Below are 21,317 nucleotides of genomic sequence, written 5' to 3' on the forward strand. Positions count from 1 at the left end.
TACATCAGTCCGAATAGCAGGGTGATGCGCAAGGGCGAGAAACCCACATTGATCGGAAAGGGTAGAAAGGTAACGGGAGTCTGGATCAAATGAAATGGAATGCCTGGTTTTTGATTTCTGGCGCAGTGCTTTCTTGCTGGGGGGCGACAGTTCTGGCCGATCAAGGCAACGCCGATCCGTTCGTCGCGTTTCAGCAGCGGTTCGGCGGCAATCAGGAGTTCGTTTGCACGGCAAAGGGAGGGAAGAAACTTTCCGTCAATGTGGGCGTGCCTCAGGCGGATGCCGATCAGATGAAGGTGGTGCCCCGCCAGGAGTGGGGCAATACCCTGTCGGTCTACCTCTCCGCTGGCGAGGGGAAGCCGATTGATTCGTCATGGGGAACGCCGGCATTCGATCAATCGATGAAGTTCATGTCGATACGGTTGCGGAACGGCAAGACGCTCGTTTTCGAGCGATTTCGAAATATCCCCGATCCCGATGCGGACGAAAAGCATCTCGATCGCAAACCGTACTTCAATCTGACGATCGATAGCGGAGCAAAGCTGCCTTGCAGTCAGGTCTTCAACTTGTCCTGACGCGTGAATATCTCGTTGATCCTGTTGCGGCAGTCGACAGGTTGCCGAATGAGGGAAACTCCATGATTGATCTGATTCGACTCGGCGACACCACTGACCACGGGGGCGAGGTCATTACCGCTTCGGAGACCATGCGCTACGGCGGACGGCGTGTGGCGCGCAAGGGCGACCTCGTGAAGTGTCCCCGGCATCCTGACGTGAATCCGAACGTGATTCTGGAAGGCGATGCCAAAATAACCGATCGCGGCATATGGGTCGCCCGACAGGGGCACCACGCTACGTGCGGGTGCGCGCTGATTTCGAGCATCCGGTAAGTTTGCTGTCCCTGCGGCGCAGTCAAAAGTCACGCGCATGATCGAACGGCCAAAAATGGCCGTGTGCGCATTGAACGTCGTGGTCGTATCGACCAACGTGGCTTGTGCCCGTGATCCGGGCACAAGGGAATGCCGCATTGAAGTCGACCGGACATCGGTCATTTGCTTCCCCCTGATCGCGGAGAGTGCTGTCCGGAGTGTGGCTGGGCCGTCAGGGAAGAGTGGCGCGCAGAGCCCGACAGTGTCCGATCGAATGGACTTCAAGCTGGAAAGGGGAACGTGCGGTTATCGATGTGGGCCCATGCTCCGACAGGTCTTGTCGGCCGGCAATTGGCACATGCCGCGCCAGGCGGGCGATGAGGAAGGAACCACGACGAAAACCTCGTTGCGAGGCGGCTGGATCGTCGGAACCTTGACGCAAGGCGGGGACTGCTGAACTCGAAGCGCGGTAAAACCGCTTCTGGTGCCGACGGCGAGACTCGAACTCGCACAGCTTTCGCCACTACCCCCTCAAGATAGCGTGTCTACCAATTTCACCACGTCGGCACTGCATTGCACTGCAAGGGGCGCAATTGTAGCGTCACATTTCGCGTTTGTGAAGAGGGTGTGACACGATGGGCGGATGCGCGAAAGCGATCCCGGTAGAATTCGGACGATCGACCCGATGGCCGCCGCAACCGCAACCCGTTTTCTCCGCGTGACACACACCCTCGAACAACTGCAGGCCGGGCAACTGGCCGGCACACGGCAACTCAAGCTCGCATGCGGGTTGACGGCCTTTCCGCGCGAGATTTTCGATCTCGCCGACACGCTCGAAGTGCTCGACCTGACCGGCAATGCGCTCACCGCGCTGCCGGACGACCTGCCGCGCCTGCATCGCCTGCGCATCCTGTTCGCGTCCGGCAACCGCTTCACCGCGTTCCCCAACGTGCTCGGCGCGTGCGAACAGCTCGACATGATCGGCTTCAAGGCGAACCGGATTCAAACCGTGCCGCGTGGATCGCTGCCGCGCGCATTGCGCTGGCTGATCCTCACCGACAACGCAATCGACGAGTTGCCCGCCGATATCGGCGATTGTTCGCGCTTGCAGAAGCTGATGCTCGCCGGCAACCGGCTGCGCACGCTGCCGGCCGGGCTGGCCGCCTGCCGCGCGCTCGAACTGGTGCGCCTGTCGGCGAATCGCCTGGACGAACTGCCGGACTGGCTGCTGCGGATGCCGCGGCTCGCGTGGCTTGCTGCCGCCGGCAATCCGTTCGGTGCGGCACCGGAAGCCGCGGCGTCGGCGGAGCCGGATGTCGCGGACGTCGATTGGGCATCGCTCGCATGCGGGCAGAAGCTCGGTGAAGGCGCATCGGGCGTGATTTACCGCGCGCAATGGACGGCGGATAACCGTGCGCCGCGCGCGGTCGCCGTCAAGCTGTTCAAGGGCGCGGTGACGAGCGACGGCCTGCCCGATTGCGAAATGGCCGCATGCCTGCATGCCGGCCGCCACCCGAACATGATCCCGGTGATCGGCAAGGTGCGCGGGCACCCGGACGGCACGCACGGCCTCGTGATGGAACTCGTCGATCCCGCGCTGACGAATCTCGCGGGGCCGCCGAGCTTCGCGACCTGCACGCGCGACGTGTATGCCGACAGCACGGGATTCGAGCCTGCCGCGGCGCTGCGGATCGCGCACGGCATCGCGTCGGTCGCGGGCCATCTGCACGAACGCGGCATCATGCACGGCGACCTGTATGCACACAACATCCTGCACGACGGCGCCGGTGGCGCGTTGCTCGGCGATTTCGGCGCGGCGTCGCTCTACGACGTGAGCGACCGCATGCGTGGTGCGCGGTTCGAACGGCTCGAGGTGCGCGCGTTCGGTTACCTGCTCGGCGAGTTGCTCGATCGATGCGGGCAGCAGGCGTGGGCCGGCCGGCCCACGCTCGACGCACTGGCGGCGGCCTGTTTGAACGAGGATGTTGACGCGCGGCCGTCGTTCGTGGAGATCACCGCCGCGCTGGCTGCGCAAACACGCTGACGGGACGGCGCGGCAAGTTCGGTCTCGGCAATACGAGCGCTTACGCCTGCCGCGCAGTCAGCAGCTTGATCCCGAGCCCGACGAACAGCAGCCCGCTGGCGCGCTTGAGCGCACGCACCGCGCGGCTCATGCCGAAGCCGCGATGGAACCGGCGCACGCCGGCCGAATAGATGCTGTGAACGATCACGACGGTGCACGCGATCGTCGCGTACATCATGACGAACTGCAGCGCGAGCGGGCGGTCGTGCACGATGAACTGCGGCATGAACGCCGACAGGAAGATCATCGTCTTCGGGTTGCTGCCCGACACGAACAGCGCTTCGCGGAACAGCTTCCCGCGGTCGGGCGCGGCGAGCTCCGCCGCGCCGGTCGACGCGCCGGCCTTGCGATCGCCGCGCAGTTGCCTGACGCCCAGGACCATCAGGTACGCGGCGCCGGCCACCTTCATCGCGACGAACAGCGGCGGCATCGCGGCGAGCACTGCGCCGACGCCGAGTGCGACGAGCACCACGACCACGCCCTGCGCGACGAGATTGCCAGCGATCGTCGCGGCCGTGCCGTGCGTGCCGTAGCGCACCGTGTTGCGGATGACGAGCAGCACGTTGGGGCCCGGCGACAGCGTCGTGGCGAGATAGGCTGCGGCAAACAGCATCCAGGTCTGAAAGGACATGCGGCGCTCCGAGAGGCGGTTCCGGCGGGCGGGATGACGCGATGATGCCACGCCAATATATGGCCCGGGCTTGCCCGGAACCGTGCCGTCGCGTCAGCGTGCGTCGCGCATGCAGTACGCGGGGATCGACGGCGGCGTATCGATCGCGGCGGGCCGCGTCATCCACGCGATCCATCCGGCCCATATCCCGCAGACGATCAGCACGGCGACGTTCAGCGGCGTCCGGTAGCGGACGATCAGGTCGGCCAGCGGCAGGCGGTGTTTCATGTGCGTCTCCTTCGATCGGGGGCGGGCGGCGTTACTGGCCGGCGTAGGTTGGCGCCTTGGCGTCGCAGGTCACGGATACCGTCGAGCCGTCCGCGAAACGCAGCCGGAACGGCACCTTCGCGCCGGGCGCGACGGCCTGACGCGGCTGCTCCAGCATCACGTGATAGCTCTTCGGCTTGAAGGTCACCGTGCCGTGCGCGGGCACTTCGACGGCGTCGACGTGAACCATCTTCGCGGTGCTGCCGTTCGTTTGCGTTTCATGCAGCATCGCCATTCCGTATGCGGGCGTGTCGAGGCCCGTCAGCGTGACGGGCGCGTCGCCGTCGTTCTTCAGCGTGAAGTAGCCGGACGACGGCACGGTCGCCGGCATCGCACGGATCCAGCAGTTTTCTGCCTGTACGGCCGGCGCGGCGAACGTGGCGGGGGCCTGCAACGCGAGCAGTGCGAACAGCAGGCCGGTCGGAATCGGGCGTTTCATGGTTGGTTCTCCTGATAGGGGGGCGGCGGCTATCGGCGGCGACGCGCTCGGCACGAAACGCCGATGCGCATCGCGAACGTCATTTCAGCGTGAACGCGTAGTGGCCTTGCGTGCGATGGCCATCGCTGGCCACCGCGATCCACGCGACCGTGTACGTGCCGGCGGTCAGGCTGGCCAGCGCGACGTGCATGCGTTTCCGGTTGCCGGCGTCGACGGACGATTTCCCGTCGGCGACCGACTGCCCGTGGCTGTCGGTCACGGCGATCGAGCTGAAAGCGGGCTCGAGCGCCTCGCTGAAACCGATCGAGACCGTATGCGGCGCGGTTGAGAGCGTGGCGCCGGCGGCCGGTTCTTGCGTCTTCGGGAGTGCGTGTGCGCGGGCGGCCTGGATCGCGACGAAGCCGAGTGCGGCGAGCGTGGCGCGAATGAAAGTGGCGGTTTTCATGGTTGAGTGTGCGAGTGGCGAATCGGATGAAGCAACACGGATTCGACGGACGGATGCACGCGCACCATCGCAGCAGTACCGATGGCGGCCGACGCCGGTGCGAACGTGCGCGGCCGGGCGCTGCCCGCAGGCGAATGCCGGCGCGACGGTACGCACCGGCAGCAAGCGGCCGCACGCGCGGTACGACGCCGCGCGCAACACGGTGAGTCATGATCGTCCTTCGAAACGTGACACGTCGCGCACGCCGGCGGCGTGCGCGAGCCGCGCGATGCGCTACTGCATCACGGGCGTTGACGACGAATCAGGACGTGAACGGAGGGGCGCGCGGTTGCGCGGCCGTGAGCGGCAGCGCGCGGCGCAGGCTTTCGAAGCGGGTCGCTTCGCGATGCTGAATGACGTGCACGTTGGCCGCGAACGTCAGTTCGGGCGCGGGCAGGGCGGGCGTATGGGCGAGCAGGCTGCAATAGCCGCATGCCTGGAGGTGGGCCTGCAGGCTCTTTCGCGACGCATCGGCGGCGCGCTCGCCGGTGGCCGGCGCGGCAGTGCAGTAGCCGGCCAGCAGCGTATCGACGCGCTGCTGCGTCGTCAGGGCCTGCGAGATCGTCGGTGCGAGCGCCGTCATCAGGATGGCGAGCATCCCGATCAGACTGCCGATCTTCCGGAGACGACGACTCAGCATGCGATGCGCGGCGGCGTAGGGGCGACGATGGAGCGGATTATGCCACGCACGTCGAGTCGCATGTCGACACGGCGGTGCGGCGTTGCGGCGCGCTACGCGTGCCTGGCCAGGTATTTCGCGATCAGGGTCATCTGCGCGGCCCAGCCCTGATCGTTCATCTCGCGCGCCTTCGCGCGGCGCGTTTCGATCAACTGATCGAAGCCCGTTTCGGTGACCGTGAGCAGCGTGCCGGCGGCCTGCGCCGCGAGCGCGAACGTGACGAGCGTCATCGGCTCGGATGTGTAATCGACATTCGGGTCGATCGCGAACGGATGCCAGCGAAAGGAGAACAGTTGCTTCGGCTCGACGCGATCGACGACGATTTCGAACACAGTGCCCGCATAGGGCTCTTGCGCCTTGGCGACGTCGTCGTCGACGCGGGTCGGCGTGATGCGGCCGAACAGCGGCTGCCCGGCCGCGAACGGCCCGTCGAACGAGACGCCGAACCACTGGCCGAATTCGCCGGAATTGCTGATGGCTTCCCACACGCGGTCGGGTGATGCGTTGAGCAGGGCCTGTTTTTCGATGCGATCGGTTTGCTGGGTCATGACGTTCTCCACACAGGATCAACCTTTGCCGGACGGCACGCGCGACCGCGGGCCGCGTCTAGTCGAGCATGACCGCGTCGGGCACGTCGAGCACGAGGTCCGACGTCGCGACGGCCACGCACGGCAGCGTATAGCCGTCGGCCTTTTCCTCGCGGCTCAGCCCCGGCCATTCGATCGTGTAGCGTACGCTGCCGCTGACGATCCGGCAAAGGCAGCTTCGGCATGTGCCGTTGCGGCACGAACGCGGCAGCGACACGCGCGCGAACGCGGCGGCTTCGAGCAGCGTGAGCGAATCGGGCGCATCGAAGGTCGCGCCGAGCGGCTCGATGCGCACGAGGGGAGGGTGTTCCGGATGGGTCATGGCGAAGGCGGGCGGCGATTCGGCGGCAACGCGCCAAGCATACCCGAACGGGCCGACGGCCGGCGTCGGCCGGCCGTCGGTGTCAATGCCGGCGCAGATGCCGGTACACGGTATTGCGGGCGAGGCCGAGCTCGCGCGCGGCCGCCGACACGTTGCCGCCATGCCGTGCCAGCACGGCATCGATCACCGCGGCCTGATGGTGTTGCAGCGTCGTGCCTTCGTGCGAGCCGGCCGATGCGGCCGGTGCCGCGGATGACGGCGCCGCCGGTGCGTCGTCGCAGTCGAGCCAGAAATCGTCGGGCAAATGGGTGAGCGTGATCTCGTCTTCGTCCTCGGCCAGCATGCCGGCCGTGCGCAGCACGTTGGTCATCTGGCGCAGGTTGCCGGGCCAGCGGTGGCGCGTGAACGCGTCGAGCACGTCGGCCGCGATGCGGCGCGGCATCGGTTCGCTGCGCGCGAGCCGCGCGAGAATCCGCTCGACGAGCGCGGGCAGGTCGGTACGTGCGGCGAGCGCCGGCAGCGTGACCGCGAGCCCGTTGATCCGGTAGAACAGGTCTTCGCGGAACGTGCCTTCCGCGATCATCGCGCGCAGGTCGCGATGGGTCGCGCAGACCACGCGCACGTCGACCGGCACCGCGCGCGCGCCGCCGAGCGGCATCACCGCGCGTTCCTGCAGCACGCGCATCAGCCGGACCTGCTGCGCGAGCGGCATGTCGCCGATTTCGTCGAGAAACAGCGTGCCGCCATCGGCCTGCACGATCTTGCCGGGGCTGCCGCGCTTGCGCGCGCCGGTGAACGCGCCGTCCTCATAGCCGAACAGCTCGGCCTCGATCAGCGAATCGGGCAGCGCCGCGCAGTTGACCGCGACGAACGGGCCGTCCGCGCGAGGCGATGCCTGGTGCAGTGCGCGGGCGAGCCATTCCTTGCCGGTGCCGGTCTGGCCGAGGATCAACAGCGGCAGGTCGCGCCCGCGGATCTTCGCGACGCGTTCGAGCACGGCGGCCATGCGTGCGTCGCCCGTGTCGAGCGTCGCGAACGTGATCGCATCGGGGTCCGCTGTGCGCACGCGTGCGGCGGGTGCGGGCGGCGTGACGGCGACGGCGGTCTTGTGCGCTTCCGCGAATTCGCAGCGCGCCAGCACGCGTACGCCGGTCGACAGCGTGAGGCGGAACATCGCACCGGGCGCGCGTGCCGCCTGCTGCGCGAGCTGGCTGAAGCGCATGCCGAACAGCGCGTCGCTGGCCTGATGTTGCAGTGCGTCGAACGACGCGCCGAGCTGGAATTGTGCGCTGCGGTTCGCGGCGATCAGCCCGCCGTCGGGGCCGAAGGCGACGAGTCCGGCGAACAGCGAATCGACGCATTCCTCGTGCGCATGAAAGCGCAGTCGCAAGGCTTCCGCGCACTGGTTCGCGAACAGGTGGTTCTCGATCAGTTGCGCGGACATCCGCACGAGCGCGAGCGTGTGCGGGCTCGAGCCGCGCGGATCGCCGCTGACGTCGAGCGTGCCGAGCGTGCGGCCGAACGGGTCGAAGATCGGCGCGCATGAGCAGGTGAGGATGTGGTTGGCGCGCAGGAAGTGTTCGTCGCCGTGCACGGCGACGGCCTGGCCCGATGCGAGTGCGGTGCCGATCGCGTTGGTGCCGCGTGCGCCTTCCGCCCACGAAACGCCCGTGCACAGCGCGACGCGGTTGGCTTTTTCGATGAAGTCCGCGTCGCCGATGCTATGCAGGATGACGCCGTCCGCGTCGGTCAGCAGCACGAGGCTTTGCGTGTCGGCGATTTGCGCGTGGAGGTTCTCCATGACCGGGCGGGCGTGCGAGAACAGCGCGTGATTCGTGTCGAGCAGTTCGCGCAGCGCAATGCGCGACAGCGGCGAGAAATCGGGACGTTCGTGCGCGCGCAGGCCGACCGCGGTCGAACGCGCATGCGCCTGCGCGAGCAGGTCGGTGCGACCCGCGGTGGCGGGCAGCACGAAAGGTTGCGGCATGACTTGTCTCCTGTCGACCCGAGTTAGCGCTTTAGCGCTTACTCGGGTCCCATGCTTCGCGGTCGACCCGAGTTAGCGCTTTAGCGCTTACTCTGGTCCCATGCTTCGCGGTCGACCCGAGTTGGCGCTTTAGCGTTTACTCTGGCCCATGCTTCGCGGTCGACCCGAGTTGGCGCTTTAGCGCTTACTCTGGTCCCGTGCTTTGCGGTCGACCCGAGTTGGCTTTTTAGCGCTTACTCGGACCCCATGCTTCGCAGTCGACCCAAGTTAGCACTCGAGCCTCTGCTTCACGGTCGACCCGGGTTCCCACTCCAGCGCCACCCGAGCCCCACGCTCCTCGAATCCGGCCGATCCGGCACACACGTGCTCGCCGGATTCCTCTACCGGTTCCCGCCTGCGCGTGCGGCGCACCATCGACGCGCGAACGCCGGCCATCCGGGCACACATCATCATACAAGCGCCGCGTGCGATGTGCGACCGCGTATAAAATCCACTTGCTTTTAAATGCCCGCCTGCAATGATTGAAACGGAGCACGCACGCGCCGTGTTCCGCATTGCAACATGCATGCGACGTGACATGCATCCGTTCGGGAGACGCATCATGGTTCGGACGGAACTGAGAGTCGTGCTGGCGGCCATCGCCACATTCATCATGCTGGGCGGCATTGCCGTGGCGATCCACGGGCTGCTGTTCGATCTGACCGATGCGGTGCGATACGGGGCGGCCGCGATTGCGGTCGGCGCCACGACGGCCGCAATCGCGCTCAACGTCTGGCCCAACGATCCTCACTGACGCCGGTTTCCGAAACGGTGCCGGATGCCGCGCTGATCAGATGAAATGCGCGTCGGAACGACGCACGCCGTAAATTTTGTCTCCCGCGCGAAACCGTCTAAAGTGGAAAGCAACCGGCATGCATTACCCGCGCCATTACCCGCGGGCCGTGCCCCGCCGGCGAGCCCGCGTACATTTCGTCCGGCCGGTGGCGGACGACGGACGCGGTCATTCGTTTTCTACCGGTCGAGGCGGGTCCCATGCAAATCCATTTCACGAACGAGAAGCCCGAGTATTCGGGGCGCGACCTGATGCTTGCGTTCACGGCGTTGGTGAATGGCGAGCGCGTTCAATGTCAGATCACCGCCGAGGCGCTGGAAGACCACTTCGGTGCGGCTTCGCCGCGCTTCGAGGACATGGTCGGTGCATTCGACCAGCACCGCGACCGTATCGAGGCGGCTGCACGGCGCCTGCTGTCGGAGACGCGCGCGCAATGCGTGACGCTGCGCAGCGGCTACGTCCGCTTCTACGAGGCCAACTGGCGCTGACGACACGACGCCCGTCCTGCTGTGCGCGTCGCTGAACGCCGCGCACGCGAAGACGTTGCCTTTCATGCGATGCCGTTCGGCGGGCCCGGGCGGCATTTTCGTATGCGGGCCGCACCGGATTGCTGCCGCGCCTGGCCGGCTGCTAGTGTGCCGGCACGACCCGGCGTATCGATTCGTCAGGATCGCAGAGAAAATCATTCGAATCAGGCGTTGAAACTCGATCCGGCGAACCGGCTGGCGCTCGAGGCAACGGGCATCGCGGCGATTCGCAGCAACCGGCCCGATGCGGCGGTCGGGATCTTCGAGGGCATGAACCGCGCGTATCCCGACGACGCACACGTGATCGCCAACCTGGCGGTCGCCTATCGCCGCACCGGGCGGGTCGATGACGCGATGCAGTTGTACCGCCGCGTCAAGACGCTGGATCCGCCGCTGGCGCAGCGGCTGTACGACGAGGAACTCAAGGGCGTCGCGACGCCGTGATGCGCGCGGGCGGGCCCGCACGACCCGCCCAACGAAAACGCCACCCGAAGGTGGCGTTCGTTCGTCGTGCATCGCGCCGAAGCGCGACCGTCACTCGCTGCCGAGATAGAAGAAGCGGAACAGGAACACGGCCGCGATGATCCACACGATCGGCTTGACCGAGCGGGCCTGGCCCGTCAGCAGCTTGAGGCCGCCGTAAGCGATGAAGCCGAACGCGACGCCGTTCGCGATCGAGTACGTGAACGGCATCAGCAGCGCGGTGAGCGCGGCCGGCACGGCTTCCGTTGCATCGTCCCACGGCACCTCGACCATCTCGCGCAGCATCAGGCACGACACGTACAGCAGTGCCGGTGCCGTCGCATACGCCGGCACGACGCCGGCGAGCGGCGCGATGAACAGGCACGCGAGGAACAGCACCGCGACGGTGATGGCCGTCACGCCCGTGCGGCCGCCGGCCTGCACGCCCGATGCGCTTTCGATATACGCGGTGGTCGACGACGTGCCGAGCACCGAGCCCGCGACGATCGCCGTGCTGTCGGCGAGCAGCGCCTTGTTCAGGCGGTTCATCTTCCCTTCGACGAGCAGGCCCGCGCGGTTCGCGACGCCCATCAGCGTGCCGGTCGCATCGAACAGCTCGACGAGGAAGAACACGAGGATCACGTTGATGATGCCGGTCGACAGCGCGGCGCCGATGTCGAGCTTGAACAGCGTCGCATCGATCGACGGCGGCGCGGAGAACACGCCGTGGAACTGGTTGCCGCCGAAGAAGAACGACAGGATCGTCACGCCGATGATGCCGATCAGGATCGCGCCGCGCACGCGCAGGTGGTCGAGCGTGACGATCGTGAAGAAGCCGATGATCGCGAGGATCGTCGTGGGCTTGTGCAGGTCGCCGAGCGTGACGAGCGTGGCCGGGTTGCCGACGATCACGCCCGAGGTCTTCAGCGAGATGATGCCGAGGAACAGGCCGATACCCGCGGTGATCGAGATCCGCAGCGATTTCGGAATGCCGTTGACGATCGCCTCGCGCACGCGGAACAGCGTGACGAGCAGGAACAGGCAGCCGGAAATGAACACCGCGCCCAGCGCGGCCTGCCACGTGAAGCCCATCCCCTTGACGACCGTGTACGCGAAATACGCGTTCAGGCCCATGCCGGGCGCGCATGCGATCGGGTAGTTCGCGTACAGCCCCATGATGATCGATGCCAGCGCCGCGACGAGGCAGGTCGCGACGAACACGGATTCCTTCGGCATGCCGGCGTCGCCGAGGATCGCGGGGTTGACGAAGATGATGTAGGCCATCGTCAGGAACGTGGTGACGCCCGCGAGTATTTCGGTGCGGAAGTCGGTGCCGGCTTCAGCGAAGCCGAAATACCGCTTGATGGATTCCATGAAGGCGTTTCTCCGGTCGGGTTGTCGTGTTGCTTGTTGTGCCGAATTGTTGTACAGGCAGCGGACGGCGGGCTTAATGTAACCAGCCACTATTGCCCGGCTATCGGCGGATTGTAATAGCGCGGATAGCTCGGACGATATAGTTGGGGGCACGATCGCAAGATCGGTCGGCTGCCAGTGCGCGAACGGTCTGGCAGCCCGGCCGCGCGGCGAAGGCGCGCATTTTACCGGTTCGGGTGGAACGAACCGGAAGAAATGGCGGAAACGGGAGCAAGGCAAGGAGGCGAGGCAAGCGAACGGAGCCGGCCGATGCGCGCGCAACAACGTGCGAAGCGAGTGCAAACCGGACGTGCAAGCGGACGCACAAAGCGGCGCGCGTGGCGGGTGCGGGATGACATCCGGCTGAAACGGAGCGCCCGCATGCTGCACGAACGTGGGGCAGGCAGCACGTGCGCCGCCCGTGCGCAGGCCCGGCCGCGGCGTGCAGCCGCCATTCTTCAGTCCAGGCGGTTGCCGATATCGGGCTATCGTGCGCCGAAGCCGTCCCGCCCGCAACTGTCATGTCGTGATGCGGGGGCGACTGTGGTTTCTGTGTAAAAGATTGCAAGACCCCATCGCATAAACCGGCAAGTCTTTCTAGGATAGATACACCGCGCATGCACACGCCGGCCGGTAATTGCCGACGCGGGGGAGTCGCAGTCCGTGCAGGCCGGGCGGTGAAGTGCGGTCAAGGCCGTTGCGCGTTCGGGCAGGCACGGCCGATTGCGATTGCCCGATGCGGGTTCGTCCGTAATCACGGAGGTCAGCATGTTGAACTGGATCAGCCGTTGGGCGATGCGACACGCCCCCACGCCGGAAAAAACCGCTGCGTCGATGCTCGTGACGGCGCGCATGGAACTGTTCGCTGCCGAACAGCGCGTCATCGACGCGAAATTACAAGCGGATTACTGGCGCACACGTGTGTCATTCCTCGAGGAGGTGCAGAAGCAGGGCATCGATCCGTGGGTGACCTCGCAGGCAGCGCAACGCCCCGACCTCGATTCCACTCCCCGCAGCACGGGCCCGCGTCTCGCCGCCAGCACCTGATGCATCAGTTGCATCGCGGCGCGCGATCGCTCGCGGCACGCACCGGCGTGCCGCGTCATTCGATGCGCACCCGCGGCGCCTCATGCCGCGGGTGCGTCCGTTTTCGGTCGCGGCCGTTCCGCGTCTCGCGTGCCTGACGGCACGTCGCTCATCCACTCCTTCCCGCTATCCCGAAGAGCAAACGTTGCACTTGCGCGAGTGTGCGCCTGAAGCGCTCGCCGCGACGCACGTACGCGGTCGTGAGCGTCGCTTCGGCCGGCCGGTCGGCAACGGTGCCGAGCCAGATGCGTTCGCCGCGTGCGATGCGCAGCACGTCGCCGGGCTGCACCCAGCAATCGTCGACGCTCGGTGGGCGCGTGACCCACAGCGCCGCGCCATGCGTGCGGAGCTCCGCGTCCCGCGGCGCGCGCCAGGTCATCGTCGTGCGCGGCGCGACCGCGAAACGGATCACGACAGTCGGTAACGCGATCGTGCCGGCGTGGCGCCGATCGGGACGGTCAAACAGCGGGCTTGCCTGGTCCATCGTCTTCTCCAGTGATTGAGCCGGATGGATGACGCGCACCAGAACAAAAAGGCCTCATCCGTTTCCGGCGAGGCCTTGTGTGACATGCGGTACTGCCCGATTGCTAACGCACAAGCGCCTCCCGTGAACCATTCTTTCGAATGTTCATCGATCGATGAATCGAGGCGGAGACGAGCGTGTACGTAGGCATGCGAACGAGTTTGTCTTCGTGGAACGGCGTTGTCAACGACAATTTTCGAGATAGTGCAGGGGATGCGTCGGCGGCTGCGCGCGAGTGGCAGCGTACCCGGATCGCATGCGTCGCGACGCGTTCGTCATGAGCGACTTCGACATCGTTCGCGCAACAGGCTGCGCATTTGCGCGAGCGCACGCGCCAGCCATGCGTTGCGTCCCGTCGCGTACGCGGTCGTGATCGATGCCTCGGCCGGACGGGTGTCGTCGGTGCTCATCCAGATGCGATCGCCGCGCCGCACGCGCAGCACGTCGCCGGTTCGTATCCAGTAATCGTCGACGCTGCCCAGCCGCGTGACCCACAGCGTCGCGTCGTGCACGCGAATCTCGGCATCGTTTTGCGCGCGCCACGCCAGCGTCTTGCGCGGCGCGACCGTGAACTGGATCACGACCCGCGGCAACGCGATCGCATCGGTGCGGCACCGATCGGGGCAGACAACCAGCCGGCTTGCTTGGTCCATCGTCATCTCCATCCGTTGAGCCGGGCGGGATGACGCGCACCAAAACAAAAAGGCCCCATCCGTTTCCGGCGAGGCCTTGTGACATGCGCAACTGAATCTCGATGCTAACGCACAAGCGCCTCCAGTGATCGCCACGGATGGGCGTTCACTCGGTTTTCATGCGCGATGGCGGCGGGCTTGAGCATAAGCATGCGAACGAGTGTGTCGTGGCAGCGCATCAATGTCAACGGAAATTTCGAGATGCGTGACGGTTACGCGTCGCGTTGCGCGAGGCCGTTCACGAGCAGCTCGGACAGCAGGCCCGTCATCCCTTCCGGGTGCGTGGCCGCGCGCGCCTTCAGCTGTTCGACGAGTTCGGCGTTGAGCTTGCATGCGAACGGCACGAGGCCCTGTTCCTGGTCGAGCTTGCGCTGCGCGCGGCGGTCGAGCTTGACGGCTTCTTCGGCACCCTTGCCGAAACGCGCGGAGCTCGACTGCTTCATCGCGTGCGTCAGCTTGAGCGCCTTGTTCTTTTCGAGATCGGTTTTCTTCATGGCCATCGCGGCACCTCCTGGAAATTGAAGCCGCGATTGTACGCATTTCGGCGGGCGCCGCCCGTGGAGCCGGCAAGAAACCCGGTCAGGCGCCCTTCGTCGTGCCCCAGTTGCCGCCGTGCGCGGCCGCCTGTGCGGCCGGCGAGCGGGCGAGGTAGGCGAGCGCCTGTTCGGTCGAGCCTTCGTGATGCGGCGTATAGCCGGGCTTGAAATAGCGCAGCGCCGCGCCGATCACCTTCCAGAACGACGGCAGGTGCCCGCGCCGCGAACCTTGCCACCACGCGAGCACGAAACCCGGGTAGCGGCCGGCGTCCGGGTCGCGCCGGTACATGAACTTCGCGCCCGTCGTGATGTAGTAGAGCAGCAGCAGGATCACGAACGCCATGTGCACGCAGCGCTCCGGATAGGTGCCGCCCATGTGCCGGTAGATGTCGAACGCGACCGTGCGGTGCTCGACCTCTTCCGCGCCGTGCCAGCGCAGCAGGTCGACCATCGTCGGGTCGGCTTTCCCCTCGTCGAGCCCGTGCGCGTTGAGCACCCAGTTGCCGAGATAGCCGAAGAAATGCTCGAGCGACGCGATCACCGCGAGCTGCTGCCGCAGCCAGAAACGCGTGTGGCCGATCTTCAGCCCGAGCGGCTGTTCGCCGAGCACGCGCGTGAACAGCCGGTTGAGCTTCTGCGTGAACGGCTTCGTGTCGATCCCGTGCCGGTCGTAGTAGTGCTTCAGCACGCCGCCGTGCGAACGCGAGTGCACGGCCTCCTGCCGCAGGAAGCCTTCGGCCTCGTCGCGCAGGCGCGCGTCGGTGATCAGCGGCAAGGCCTTGTTGTACACGCGGCAGAACCACAGCTCGCCTTCCGGGAACAGCAGGTTCAGCGTGTTGATGATGTGCGTGCTGCCCGGGTCGTTCGGCACCCAGGTGACCGGCGTGTCGCTGAAGTCGAACTTCACGTGCCGGGCCTTGATCTTGTGATAGTCGGCGGTATCGGTCATCTTTGTCTCCCTGTGCGGCGTCGTGCGCCGTCAATGCGATGCCATGCTGACGCGGGCGATCATCCGGCCGAGCCACGGCATGAAGCGGCCGACGAAACGCATGGCATGCGCCTCGCCGCCGACGGCGACGACGGGATGGTTGCGCAGCACGCCGTCGACCATCGCCTGCGCGACGGTTTCGGGTTTCAGGCCGCGCATCTGGTACAGCTTCGTCGCGCGCTTGCGCAGCCGCGCTTCGTCCTGTGCATTGGCGCCTGCGTATTGCGTCGACGCCATGATTCCGGTCTCCGCGAAGCCGGGGCACACGGCCGTCACGCCGATGCCCTTTTCCGCGAGCTCCGCGCGCATGCATTCGCTGAGCATCAGCACGGCGGCCTTCGTCGTCGCATACGCGGGCAGGTCGCGCGACGGCCCGAACGCGGCGGCCGACGCGGTGTTGACGATGTGCCCGCCGGTGCCGCGCGCGGCCATCTGCTGCGCGAACAGCCGCGAGCCGTGGATCACGCCCCACAGGTTCACGTGCAGGATGCGCTCCCAGTGCCGCGTGCTCGTGTCGAGGATGCCGCCGGCCATGCCGATGCCGGCGTTGTTGATCACCACGTCGGCGCCGCCGAGTTCGTCGCCGACCCACGTCGCCAGCGCTTCCATTTCGTCGGCGGACCCGACGTCGACGCGTTTCGCGTGGGCCTGCGCGCCGGTCAGCCCGATCAGCAGCGCGGTGCGTTCGGCGCTCGCGAGATCGATGTCGCACGCGACGATCGTCGCGCCTTCGCGCGCGAACGCGAGCGCCGCGCAGCGGCCGATGCCGCTGCCCGCGCCGGTGACCACCGCGACCTTGCCGCTGAAGCGGCCGCTCGTTGCGCGGCGGCGCGCGTTCGCGAGTGCGGGCGGCTCGTTGCCCGATTCGACCGCGTCGATCAGTTGCCCGGCCAGATCCGCGAAGCGCGCCGGATCGGCGAGCGGCAGCCAGTGGCCGGCCGCGACCTCACGGCGGTAGTACTGCGGCACCCAGCGCGACAGGTTCTCGGACAGCGCGGGGCTCACGTACTTGTCGCCGAGCGGCACGATCGTCTGCACCGGTGCATGCGCATGGCGTTCGCGCGGCGCGAACAGGCAGCGGATGAAGTTCGCGCGATAGAGGCGCACGCCGCGCGCGCCGTCGTCGGCTTGCGTCGGACGCGGCGCGACGGGCGTTTTCTCGAGCCTGCGCAGCAGGCGCGGCCACGCGCGGCCGAGCCACAGCCGCCAGCCGAGCTCCGGGATGAACGGCAGGTGGAACAGGTACACGTACCACGAGCGCACGAGCTGGCCGCCGAGCTTGGCGAGCGACGCGGGCGTCGGGTGCAGCACGCGTTCGCGCAGCCAGAAGCCGACATGGTCGAGGCACGGCCCCGAGCACGACGTGTATGACGCGATGCGGCCGGAAAGGCGCGGATCGGTGACGAATTCCCAGCCCTGGATCGAGCCCCAGTCGTGCGCGACCAGATGTACGGCGCGACCGGGGCAGAGCGCGTCGATCACCGCGACGAAATCGTCGGTCAGCTTCGCGAGGTGGTAGTCGGCCATGCGCTGCGGCGCGCCGGACAGTCCCGCGCCGCGCACGTCGTATGCGATCACGTAGTGTTTGCGCGCGAGCAGCGGCGCGACGTGCTGCCAGACGCTGCTGTCGTCGGGATAACCGTGCACGAGCACGACCGGCGAGCGGGCCGGGTCGCCCCAGGTCCTGACCGCGAGCGTCAGGTCGCCGGAGGCGATCGCCGTTTCGCCATGAACCGATTCGAACAGGGCCAGCGGCGCTTCGTCGGAAAGAGGCTGCATCGTGAGTCCGTCGTTCAGGGAGTGGGGAGAAAGGCGGGTTCGCGTCAGGCGGCGGCCGGCACGGTCGCGACGGCCTGCGCACGCTCGGCCAGGCGGCGCTGCCAGCGGCGCACGTGCGGCAGGTCGTCGTCGAGCCAGTACGCGTCGTCTTCGGTGATCACGAGCAATTCTTCGAATTTCGCGCCCACGCCGGCGAAGCCGAGGTGCGGCTCGACGGCCCACAGGCCCGGCACGGGCGCATGCTCGGAGCGGCGGTCGATCGACCACAGCGGCGACCAGCCTTGCTGTTTCGCCGCGCGCCCCTGGTCGAGCAGCAGGTTGCGCGTCGCGTTCAGCCCGAAGCGCGCGACGAAGCGCGGCTTCGACAGCTTGTGGATCTTCGCGACGCGATGCGCGAGCACCTTGAACGGATAGGCCTTGTGGCGCGGCTCGACGCCCTGGCGGCGGCACAGCGCGTCGACTTCCTGTGCGACCTCGGCCATCGGCCGGCGCGCCTTCACGAGCCGCACGATCAGGTCGCGATGGTCCATCAGGTCGTCCTGCAACTGCTCGAGGATCGGGTTCTGGCCGAGGCAGTGCGCGTAGCCGACGTCGGCCACGATGCCGTCGAGCACCGGCGCGACGTCGAGGATCACCGGCATGTCGGTTTCGAGCTGCCGGTTGCTCGGGAAGAACGCGAGATTGAAGCCGCCCATGTGCTTGAGGCCCGAGAAGCCCTGAAAGGCGGTGCGGTCGCCGAACCACGCGAACGGCTTGTGCAGCCAGTCGTGCACGCCGTTGTCCTGCAGCCATTCGGTCAGGAGGCGCGCGGCTTCCTTTTCGGTGATGCCGGGGTGGAGCATCGCGCCGACGGTCTCGACACAGCGGTAGGCAAGCTGCTGGACCGCGCGGAATTGCGGCAGCTCGTCGAGGTGGACTTCCGGCAGCGAGTGGTCGGCCATGATGCGTCTCCAAGGGGGCGCTGATCCGGAATCCGTCCGCCGGCGTCGCCGTCACGGGTTATTCAGTCAGCATTTAATGTGTCATTGATCAATGTAACGATCATAGACGGTTCCGCGTGCCGGGACGTGAGGATTTGTCCTAATGGCAGGGGGAAATGGAGGGGAGCCTCTAGGTTTCCGGACGATGTCGCGAGCGGGTGCGTCGCCGGCCCGGATGGCCGTGTTCGATCGTTTCGTGATGCCCGGCATGTCGCGCCGGATCAACTCGCCGTCGTGTCGCGGCGTGACGCTGTCAAATTGCCGAAATAATTTCGACACATCATTCGCCCCCGATTCGAAGCCGTCCCGGCTTCGCGGTGGCGATGACCCGCCAGTGCGCCGCACGGGGCAGTGAACGGAACCGATTCGACATTTCCACGGAGAGACCATGCAACGCCGCCAGTTCATGAACACCCTTGCCGCGGCGACTGCTGCGACGTCGCTGATGCTCAAGGCCGGCACCGCCGACGCAAAGAGCGCCACCGCGCCGGACGCGCTTGACCCGGGCCGCTGGTCGCCGTTCAACGCCGCGCGCCTGCAGGCGGTGCTCGACCAGCATGGCGTCGCGAGCGCGCGCTACGACGAAAAGCGCCGCCCGTACGCGGTGTTCGACTGGGACAACACGTGCATCATGAACGACTGCGAAGAGGCGTTGCTGATGTACCAGATCAACCATCTGCAATACAAGCTGACACCGGACGAATTCGTCGGCGTGATGTGGAAGGACGTGCCGAAGGGCGCGTTCATGAAGGACTACACGACCGTCGACGGCAAGCCGGTGACGATGGAGGATCTCGCCGCCGACGTCGAATCCGACTACCGCTGGCTCTACGCGAACTACAAGGGTTTCGGCGGCAGCAAGAGCCTCGACGAGATTCACGAGACCGACCAGTTCAAGGATTTCCGCGCGAAGCTGTACTTCATGTACGACGCGATCTGCGACACGCACCCGCTCGAAGTCGGCTACAAGTGGATCATCTATTTCTACAAGAACATGACGACCGCCGAGCTGCAGGCGATGGCGGAAGCGTCGGACAACTACGGGATCGGCGACGCGCTGCGCAAGGTTCGCTACGAAAGCCCGAAGACGCTGCCGGGCAAGGCCGGCGTCGTGGCCGACACGCATTTCCACGGCATTCGCATCCATGAGGAAATCCGCGCGGTGATGCACACGCTGCGCGCGAACGGCATCGACGTGTACGTGAGCACCGCATCGCTCGACGATGTGGTGCGCGTGTTCGCCGGCAATCCGAACTACGGCTACGGCGTGCCGCCGGAGAACGTGATCGGCCTGCGCCTCGACATGCAGGACGGCAAGTACACGAGCACCTATCCGGCCGGCTGGCATTTCAACTGGGGGCCCGGCAAGACGGTGGGCATCCGTAACGTGCTCGTATCGAAGAAGGGCTACGGCCCGCTGCTGGTGTTCGGCGACAGCGACGGCGACGCGTGGATGCTGCGCGACTTCAAGGACACCGCGGCCGGCGTGATCGTCAACCGGATGAAGAAGGGCGAGATCGGCGCGGACAGCAAGCTCGCGGCCGGGCAGATCGGCCAGCCGGATGCGCGCTTCCTGCTGCAGGGCCGCGACGAGCACACGGGCCTGATGATTCCCGACGAGAAGTCGATCAAGTACGGCAAGAGCGAGCGCAAGCTGCTCGCCTGACGGGTGCCGGGTGCCGGGTGCCGGGTGCCGGGTGCCGGGTGCCGGGCCGTGGCGGCCCGGTGTCCGGCGGGATCGACGGCGGTATTGCGCGGGGCGAAACATGCGCGTCTCAGCGCTCGCGCGGCGTACCCAGCCGGTCCAGCAACGCCCCCAGCAAGTCGACGCAGCGGAAACACGAAAATGAAGGAGAAGCGCCGGACCGGGCGCCGGACGATCGATCGGGTGCGGGAGTGGCACCGAATCCGGAGAGGGAAGCGGATCGAGCTCGCAACGGAGGAGGCGGACAATAAAAAAGGACGCTTGCGCGTCCTTTTGCCGTCTGAAGTGTTGCGCATCGTCGAGAGGCGTCCCCAGCGTTTTCATCGGCAATGCTAGCGAAGTATCGAACGAATGTCAAAATGCAGCGCGTCGAAAGCGGAGCGTGAGCGGCCACCTCCCATACCATTCGGCAGTTGGGGGGGCCGGTCGGTATCGATGCCTGTTGCCCCTCGTCCGGCGAATCCGGTGAGGATCCGAATATCTGCCTCATCCCTCCCGCTTTCCTCCCAACCGGTCCAGCAACGCCCCCAGCAGATCGATCGGCAGCGGAAACACGATCGTCGAATTCTTGTCCGCCGCGATCGTCGTCAGCGTCTGCAGGTAGCGCAACTGCATCGCCTGCGGCTGCAGTGCGAGCCGCTGCGCGGCCTGCAGCAGCTTCTCCGATGCCTGCAGTTCACCCTCCGCATGAATCACCTTCGCTCGCCGTTCGCGTTCGGCCTCGGCTTGCCGGGCGATCGCGCGGATCATCGTCTCGTTCAGGTCGACGTGCTTGATCTCGACGGTCGATACCTTGATCCCCCATGCATCGGTCTGCGCATCGAGCGTCTTCTGGATGTCGGCGTTCAGCTGTTCGCGCTCGGCCAGCAGCGCATCGAGCTCGTGCTTGCCGAGCACCGAACGCAGCGTCGTCTGCGAGAGCTGGCTCGTCGCGTCGAAGAAGCGCGCGACCTGGATCACGGCCTTCTCCGGATCGACGACGCGGAAATACACGACCGCATTCACCTTCACCGACACGTTGTCGCGCGTGATCACGTCCTGCGGCGGCACGTCGAACACGACGGTGCGCAGATCGATCCGCACGACTTGCTGAACGATCGGGATGATCAGCACGAGCCCCGGCCCCTTCACTTTCCAGAACCGGCCGAGCATGAACACGACGCCGCGCTCGTACTCGCGGAAGATGCGGATCGACGACGCAACGAGCACCACGGCGAAGACGATCAGGACGCTGCTGAAGCCGAATGTGTAGCCGATCATGTTGGTTCACCTTGATGTTGTTGTTCCTGCGCCGGCACGTCATACAGCGGCGCGACGGTGAGCATCAGCCCCTGGCGGCCGGTGACGCGTACGCGGCAGCCGGCTGCGAGCGGCACGCTGCTCGCGACGCGCCAGCGCTCGCCATGCA

The 21,317-nt window shown here is 66.4% G+C and carries 25 protein-coding genes and 1 tRNA gene; 8 read left to right on the forward strand and 18 right to left on the reverse strand.

What is annotated here, in order from left to right; all coding sequences use genetic code 11:
- The first annotated feature begins 89 nt into the window (after positions 1-89).
- Together DPV74_RS15300 and DPV74_RS15305 are read left to right on the forward strand one after the other, a co-directional pair.
- Entirely contained in the window at positions 90-575 is a 486-nt protein-coding gene (locus DPV74_RS15300; protein ID WP_059698318.1) for a hypothetical protein, read from the forward strand.
- A 62-nt stretch (positions 576-637) separates the two neighbouring features.
- Positions 638-889, forward strand: coding sequence for a PAAR domain-containing protein (locus tag DPV74_RS15305; protein ID WP_060312694.1), 252 nt, complete (start codon positions 638-640; stop codon positions 887-889).
- A 461-nt stretch (positions 890-1,350) separates the two neighbouring features.
- Here the strand turns inward: DPV74_RS15305 and DPV74_RS15310 are convergent.
- A tRNA-Leu gene (locus DPV74_RS15310) sits at positions 1,351-1,435 on the reverse strand.
- Between the two features lie 151 nt (positions 1,436-1,586).
- Between DPV74_RS15310 and DPV74_RS15315 the strand changes: the two genes are divergently transcribed.
- Complete coding sequence (locus tag DPV74_RS15315) at positions 1,587-2,912, forward strand: leucine-rich repeat-containing protein kinase family protein (RefSeq protein WP_119337503.1); 1,326 nt, start codon at positions 1,587-1,589, stop codon at positions 2,910-2,912.
- A gap of 40 nt (positions 2,913-2,952) precedes the next feature.
- On the opposite strand, the gene DPV74_RS15320 is transcribed toward DPV74_RS15315, so the two are convergent.
- From DPV74_RS15320 to DPV74_RS15355, 8 genes are all read right to left on the reverse strand, one after another.
- Entirely contained in the window at positions 2,953-3,582 is a 630-nt protein-coding gene (locus DPV74_RS15320) for a LysE family translocator (protein ID WP_119337496.1), read from the reverse strand.
- A 93-nt stretch (positions 3,583-3,675) separates the two neighbouring features.
- Positions 3,676-3,849, reverse strand: coding sequence for a hypothetical protein (locus DPV74_RS15325; RefSeq protein WP_021163271.1), 174 nt, complete (start codon positions 3,847-3,849; stop codon positions 3,676-3,678).
- Positions 3,850-3,880: 31 nt separating this feature from the next.
- Entirely contained in the window at positions 3,881-4,327 is a 447-nt protein-coding gene (locus tag DPV74_RS15330) for a copper chaperone PCu(A)C (RefSeq protein WP_059485187.1), read from the reverse strand.
- A 79-nt stretch (positions 4,328-4,406) separates the two neighbouring features.
- Positions 4,407-4,772, reverse strand: a complete 366-nt coding sequence (locus DPV74_RS15335; RefSeq protein WP_119337497.1) for a copper resistance protein CopC — start codon at positions 4,770-4,772, stop codon at positions 4,407-4,409.
- 301 nt (positions 4,773-5,073) lie between these two features.
- Complete coding sequence (locus tag DPV74_RS15340) at positions 5,074-5,451, reverse strand: DUF2946 domain-containing protein (protein ID WP_027789631.1); 378 nt, start codon at positions 5,449-5,451, stop codon at positions 5,074-5,076.
- Positions 5,452-5,543: 92 nt separating this feature from the next.
- Positions 5,544-6,038 carry an SRPBCC family protein gene (locus DPV74_RS15345; protein WP_119337498.1) on the reverse strand — a complete coding sequence of 165 codons (495 nt, stop codon included), beginning with the start codon at positions 6,036-6,038 and terminating at the stop codon, positions 5,544-5,546.
- Between the two features lie 58 nt (positions 6,039-6,096).
- Positions 6,097-6,399, reverse strand: coding sequence for a 2Fe-2S iron-sulfur cluster-binding protein (locus DPV74_RS15350; RefSeq protein ID WP_027789629.1), 303 nt, complete (start codon positions 6,397-6,399; stop codon positions 6,097-6,099).
- A gap of 82 nt (positions 6,400-6,481) precedes the next feature.
- The gene (locus DPV74_RS15355) at positions 6,482-8,386 is read right to left on the reverse strand and encodes a sigma-54-dependent Fis family transcriptional regulator (protein WP_119337499.1); all 1,905 of its coding nucleotides are present in this window, start codon (positions 8,384-8,386) and stop codon (positions 6,482-6,484) included.
- A 601-nt stretch (positions 8,387-8,987) separates the two neighbouring features.
- Here DPV74_RS15355 and DPV74_RS15360 point away from each other — a divergent pair.
- The 3 genes from DPV74_RS15360 (at position 8,988) to DPV74_RS15370 (ending at position 10,189) form a co-directional block, all read left to right on the forward strand.
- Positions 8,988-9,179, forward strand: a complete 192-nt coding sequence (locus DPV74_RS15360) for a DUF2964 family protein (RefSeq protein ID WP_011354307.1) — start codon at positions 8,988-8,990, stop codon at positions 9,177-9,179.
- 239 nt (positions 9,180-9,418) lie between these two features.
- Positions 9,419-9,706 carry a DUF1488 domain-containing protein gene (locus DPV74_RS15365; protein WP_011354308.1) on the forward strand — a complete coding sequence of 96 codons (288 nt, stop codon included), beginning with the start codon at positions 9,419-9,421 and terminating at the stop codon, positions 9,704-9,706.
- Positions 9,707-9,727: 21 nt separating this feature from the next.
- Positions 9,728-10,189 (forward strand): tetratricopeptide repeat protein, encoded by a 462-nt coding sequence (locus DPV74_RS15370; protein ID WP_240439982.1) that lies wholly within the window; start codon positions 9,728-9,730, stop codon positions 10,187-10,189.
- 90 nt (positions 10,190-10,279) lie between these two features.
- Here DPV74_RS15370 and DPV74_RS15375 read toward each other — a convergent pair whose 3' ends face one another.
- Positions 10,280-11,581, reverse strand: a complete 1,302-nt coding sequence (locus tag DPV74_RS15375; RefSeq protein WP_021163282.1) for an NCS2 family permease — start codon at positions 11,579-11,581, stop codon at positions 10,280-10,282.
- Positions 11,582-12,388: 807 nt separating this feature from the next.
- On the opposite strand from DPV74_RS15375, the gene DPV74_RS15380 reads away from it, so the two are divergent.
- Positions 12,389-12,667 (forward strand): hypothetical protein, encoded by a 279-nt coding sequence (locus DPV74_RS15380; protein WP_006480752.1) that lies wholly within the window; start codon positions 12,389-12,391, stop codon positions 12,665-12,667.
- 148 nt (positions 12,668-12,815) lie between these two features.
- Here the strand turns inward: DPV74_RS15380 and DPV74_RS15385 are convergent, their stop codons facing one another.
- The 6 genes from DPV74_RS15385 to DPV74_RS15410 all read right to left on the reverse strand — a co-directional run bounded on the left by DPV74_RS15385 (position 12,816) and on the right by DPV74_RS15410 (position 18,165).
- A complete protein-coding gene (locus DPV74_RS15385) occupies positions 12,816-13,190 on the reverse strand; it encodes a DUF2917 domain-containing protein (protein ID WP_027789627.1) in 375 nt (124 codons plus the stop codon).
- Between the two features lie 314 nt (positions 13,191-13,504).
- A complete protein-coding gene (locus DPV74_RS15390; protein WP_060086336.1) occupies positions 13,505-13,882 on the reverse strand; it encodes a DUF2917 domain-containing protein in 378 nt (125 codons plus the stop codon).
- 251 nt (positions 13,883-14,133) lie between these two features.
- A complete protein-coding gene (locus DPV74_RS15395) occupies positions 14,134-14,421 on the reverse strand; it encodes a hypothetical protein (RefSeq protein ID WP_027789625.1) in 288 nt (95 codons plus the stop codon).
- Between the two features lie 79 nt (positions 14,422-14,500).
- Entirely contained in the window at positions 14,501-15,406 is a 906-nt protein-coding gene (locus tag DPV74_RS15400; protein ID WP_027789624.1) for a metal-dependent hydrolase, read from the reverse strand.
- 30 nt (positions 15,407-15,436) lie between these two features.
- Positions 15,437-17,224, reverse strand: coding sequence for an SDR family oxidoreductase (locus DPV74_RS15405; protein WP_119337501.1), 1,788 nt, complete (start codon positions 17,222-17,224; stop codon positions 15,437-15,439).
- A 44-nt stretch (positions 17,225-17,268) separates the two neighbouring features.
- The gene (locus DPV74_RS15410) at positions 17,269-18,165 is read right to left on the reverse strand and encodes a M24 family metallopeptidase (protein WP_119337502.1); all 897 of its coding nucleotides are present in this window, start codon (positions 18,163-18,165) and stop codon (positions 17,269-17,271) included.
- Positions 18,166-18,592: 427 nt separating this feature from the next.
- Between DPV74_RS15410 and DPV74_RS15415 the strand changes: the two genes are divergently transcribed.
- Complete coding sequence (locus DPV74_RS15415) at positions 18,593-19,870, forward strand: HAD family hydrolase (RefSeq protein ID WP_059698299.1); 1,278 nt, start codon at positions 18,593-18,595, stop codon at positions 19,868-19,870.
- 525 nt (positions 19,871-20,395) lie between these two features.
- On the opposite strand, the gene DPV74_RS15420 is transcribed toward DPV74_RS15415, so the two are convergent.
- Positions 20,396-21,169 (reverse strand): slipin family protein, encoded by a 774-nt coding sequence (locus DPV74_RS15420; protein WP_059698295.1) that lies wholly within the window; start codon positions 21,167-21,169, stop codon positions 20,396-20,398.
- The coding region (locus tag DPV74_RS15425; protein ID WP_346341662.1) for an NfeD family protein at positions 21,166-21,317 on the reverse strand (152 nt) is incomplete at its 5' end. The genes DPV74_RS15425 and DPV74_RS15420, both read right to left, overlap by 4 nt.

Origin of the sequence: Burkholderia sp. HAN2018, assembly GCF_024704855.1 — a bacterium.
GTDB classification, from domain to species: domain Bacteria; phylum Pseudomonadota; class Gammaproteobacteria; order Burkholderiales; family Burkholderiaceae; genus Burkholderia; species Burkholderia cepacia.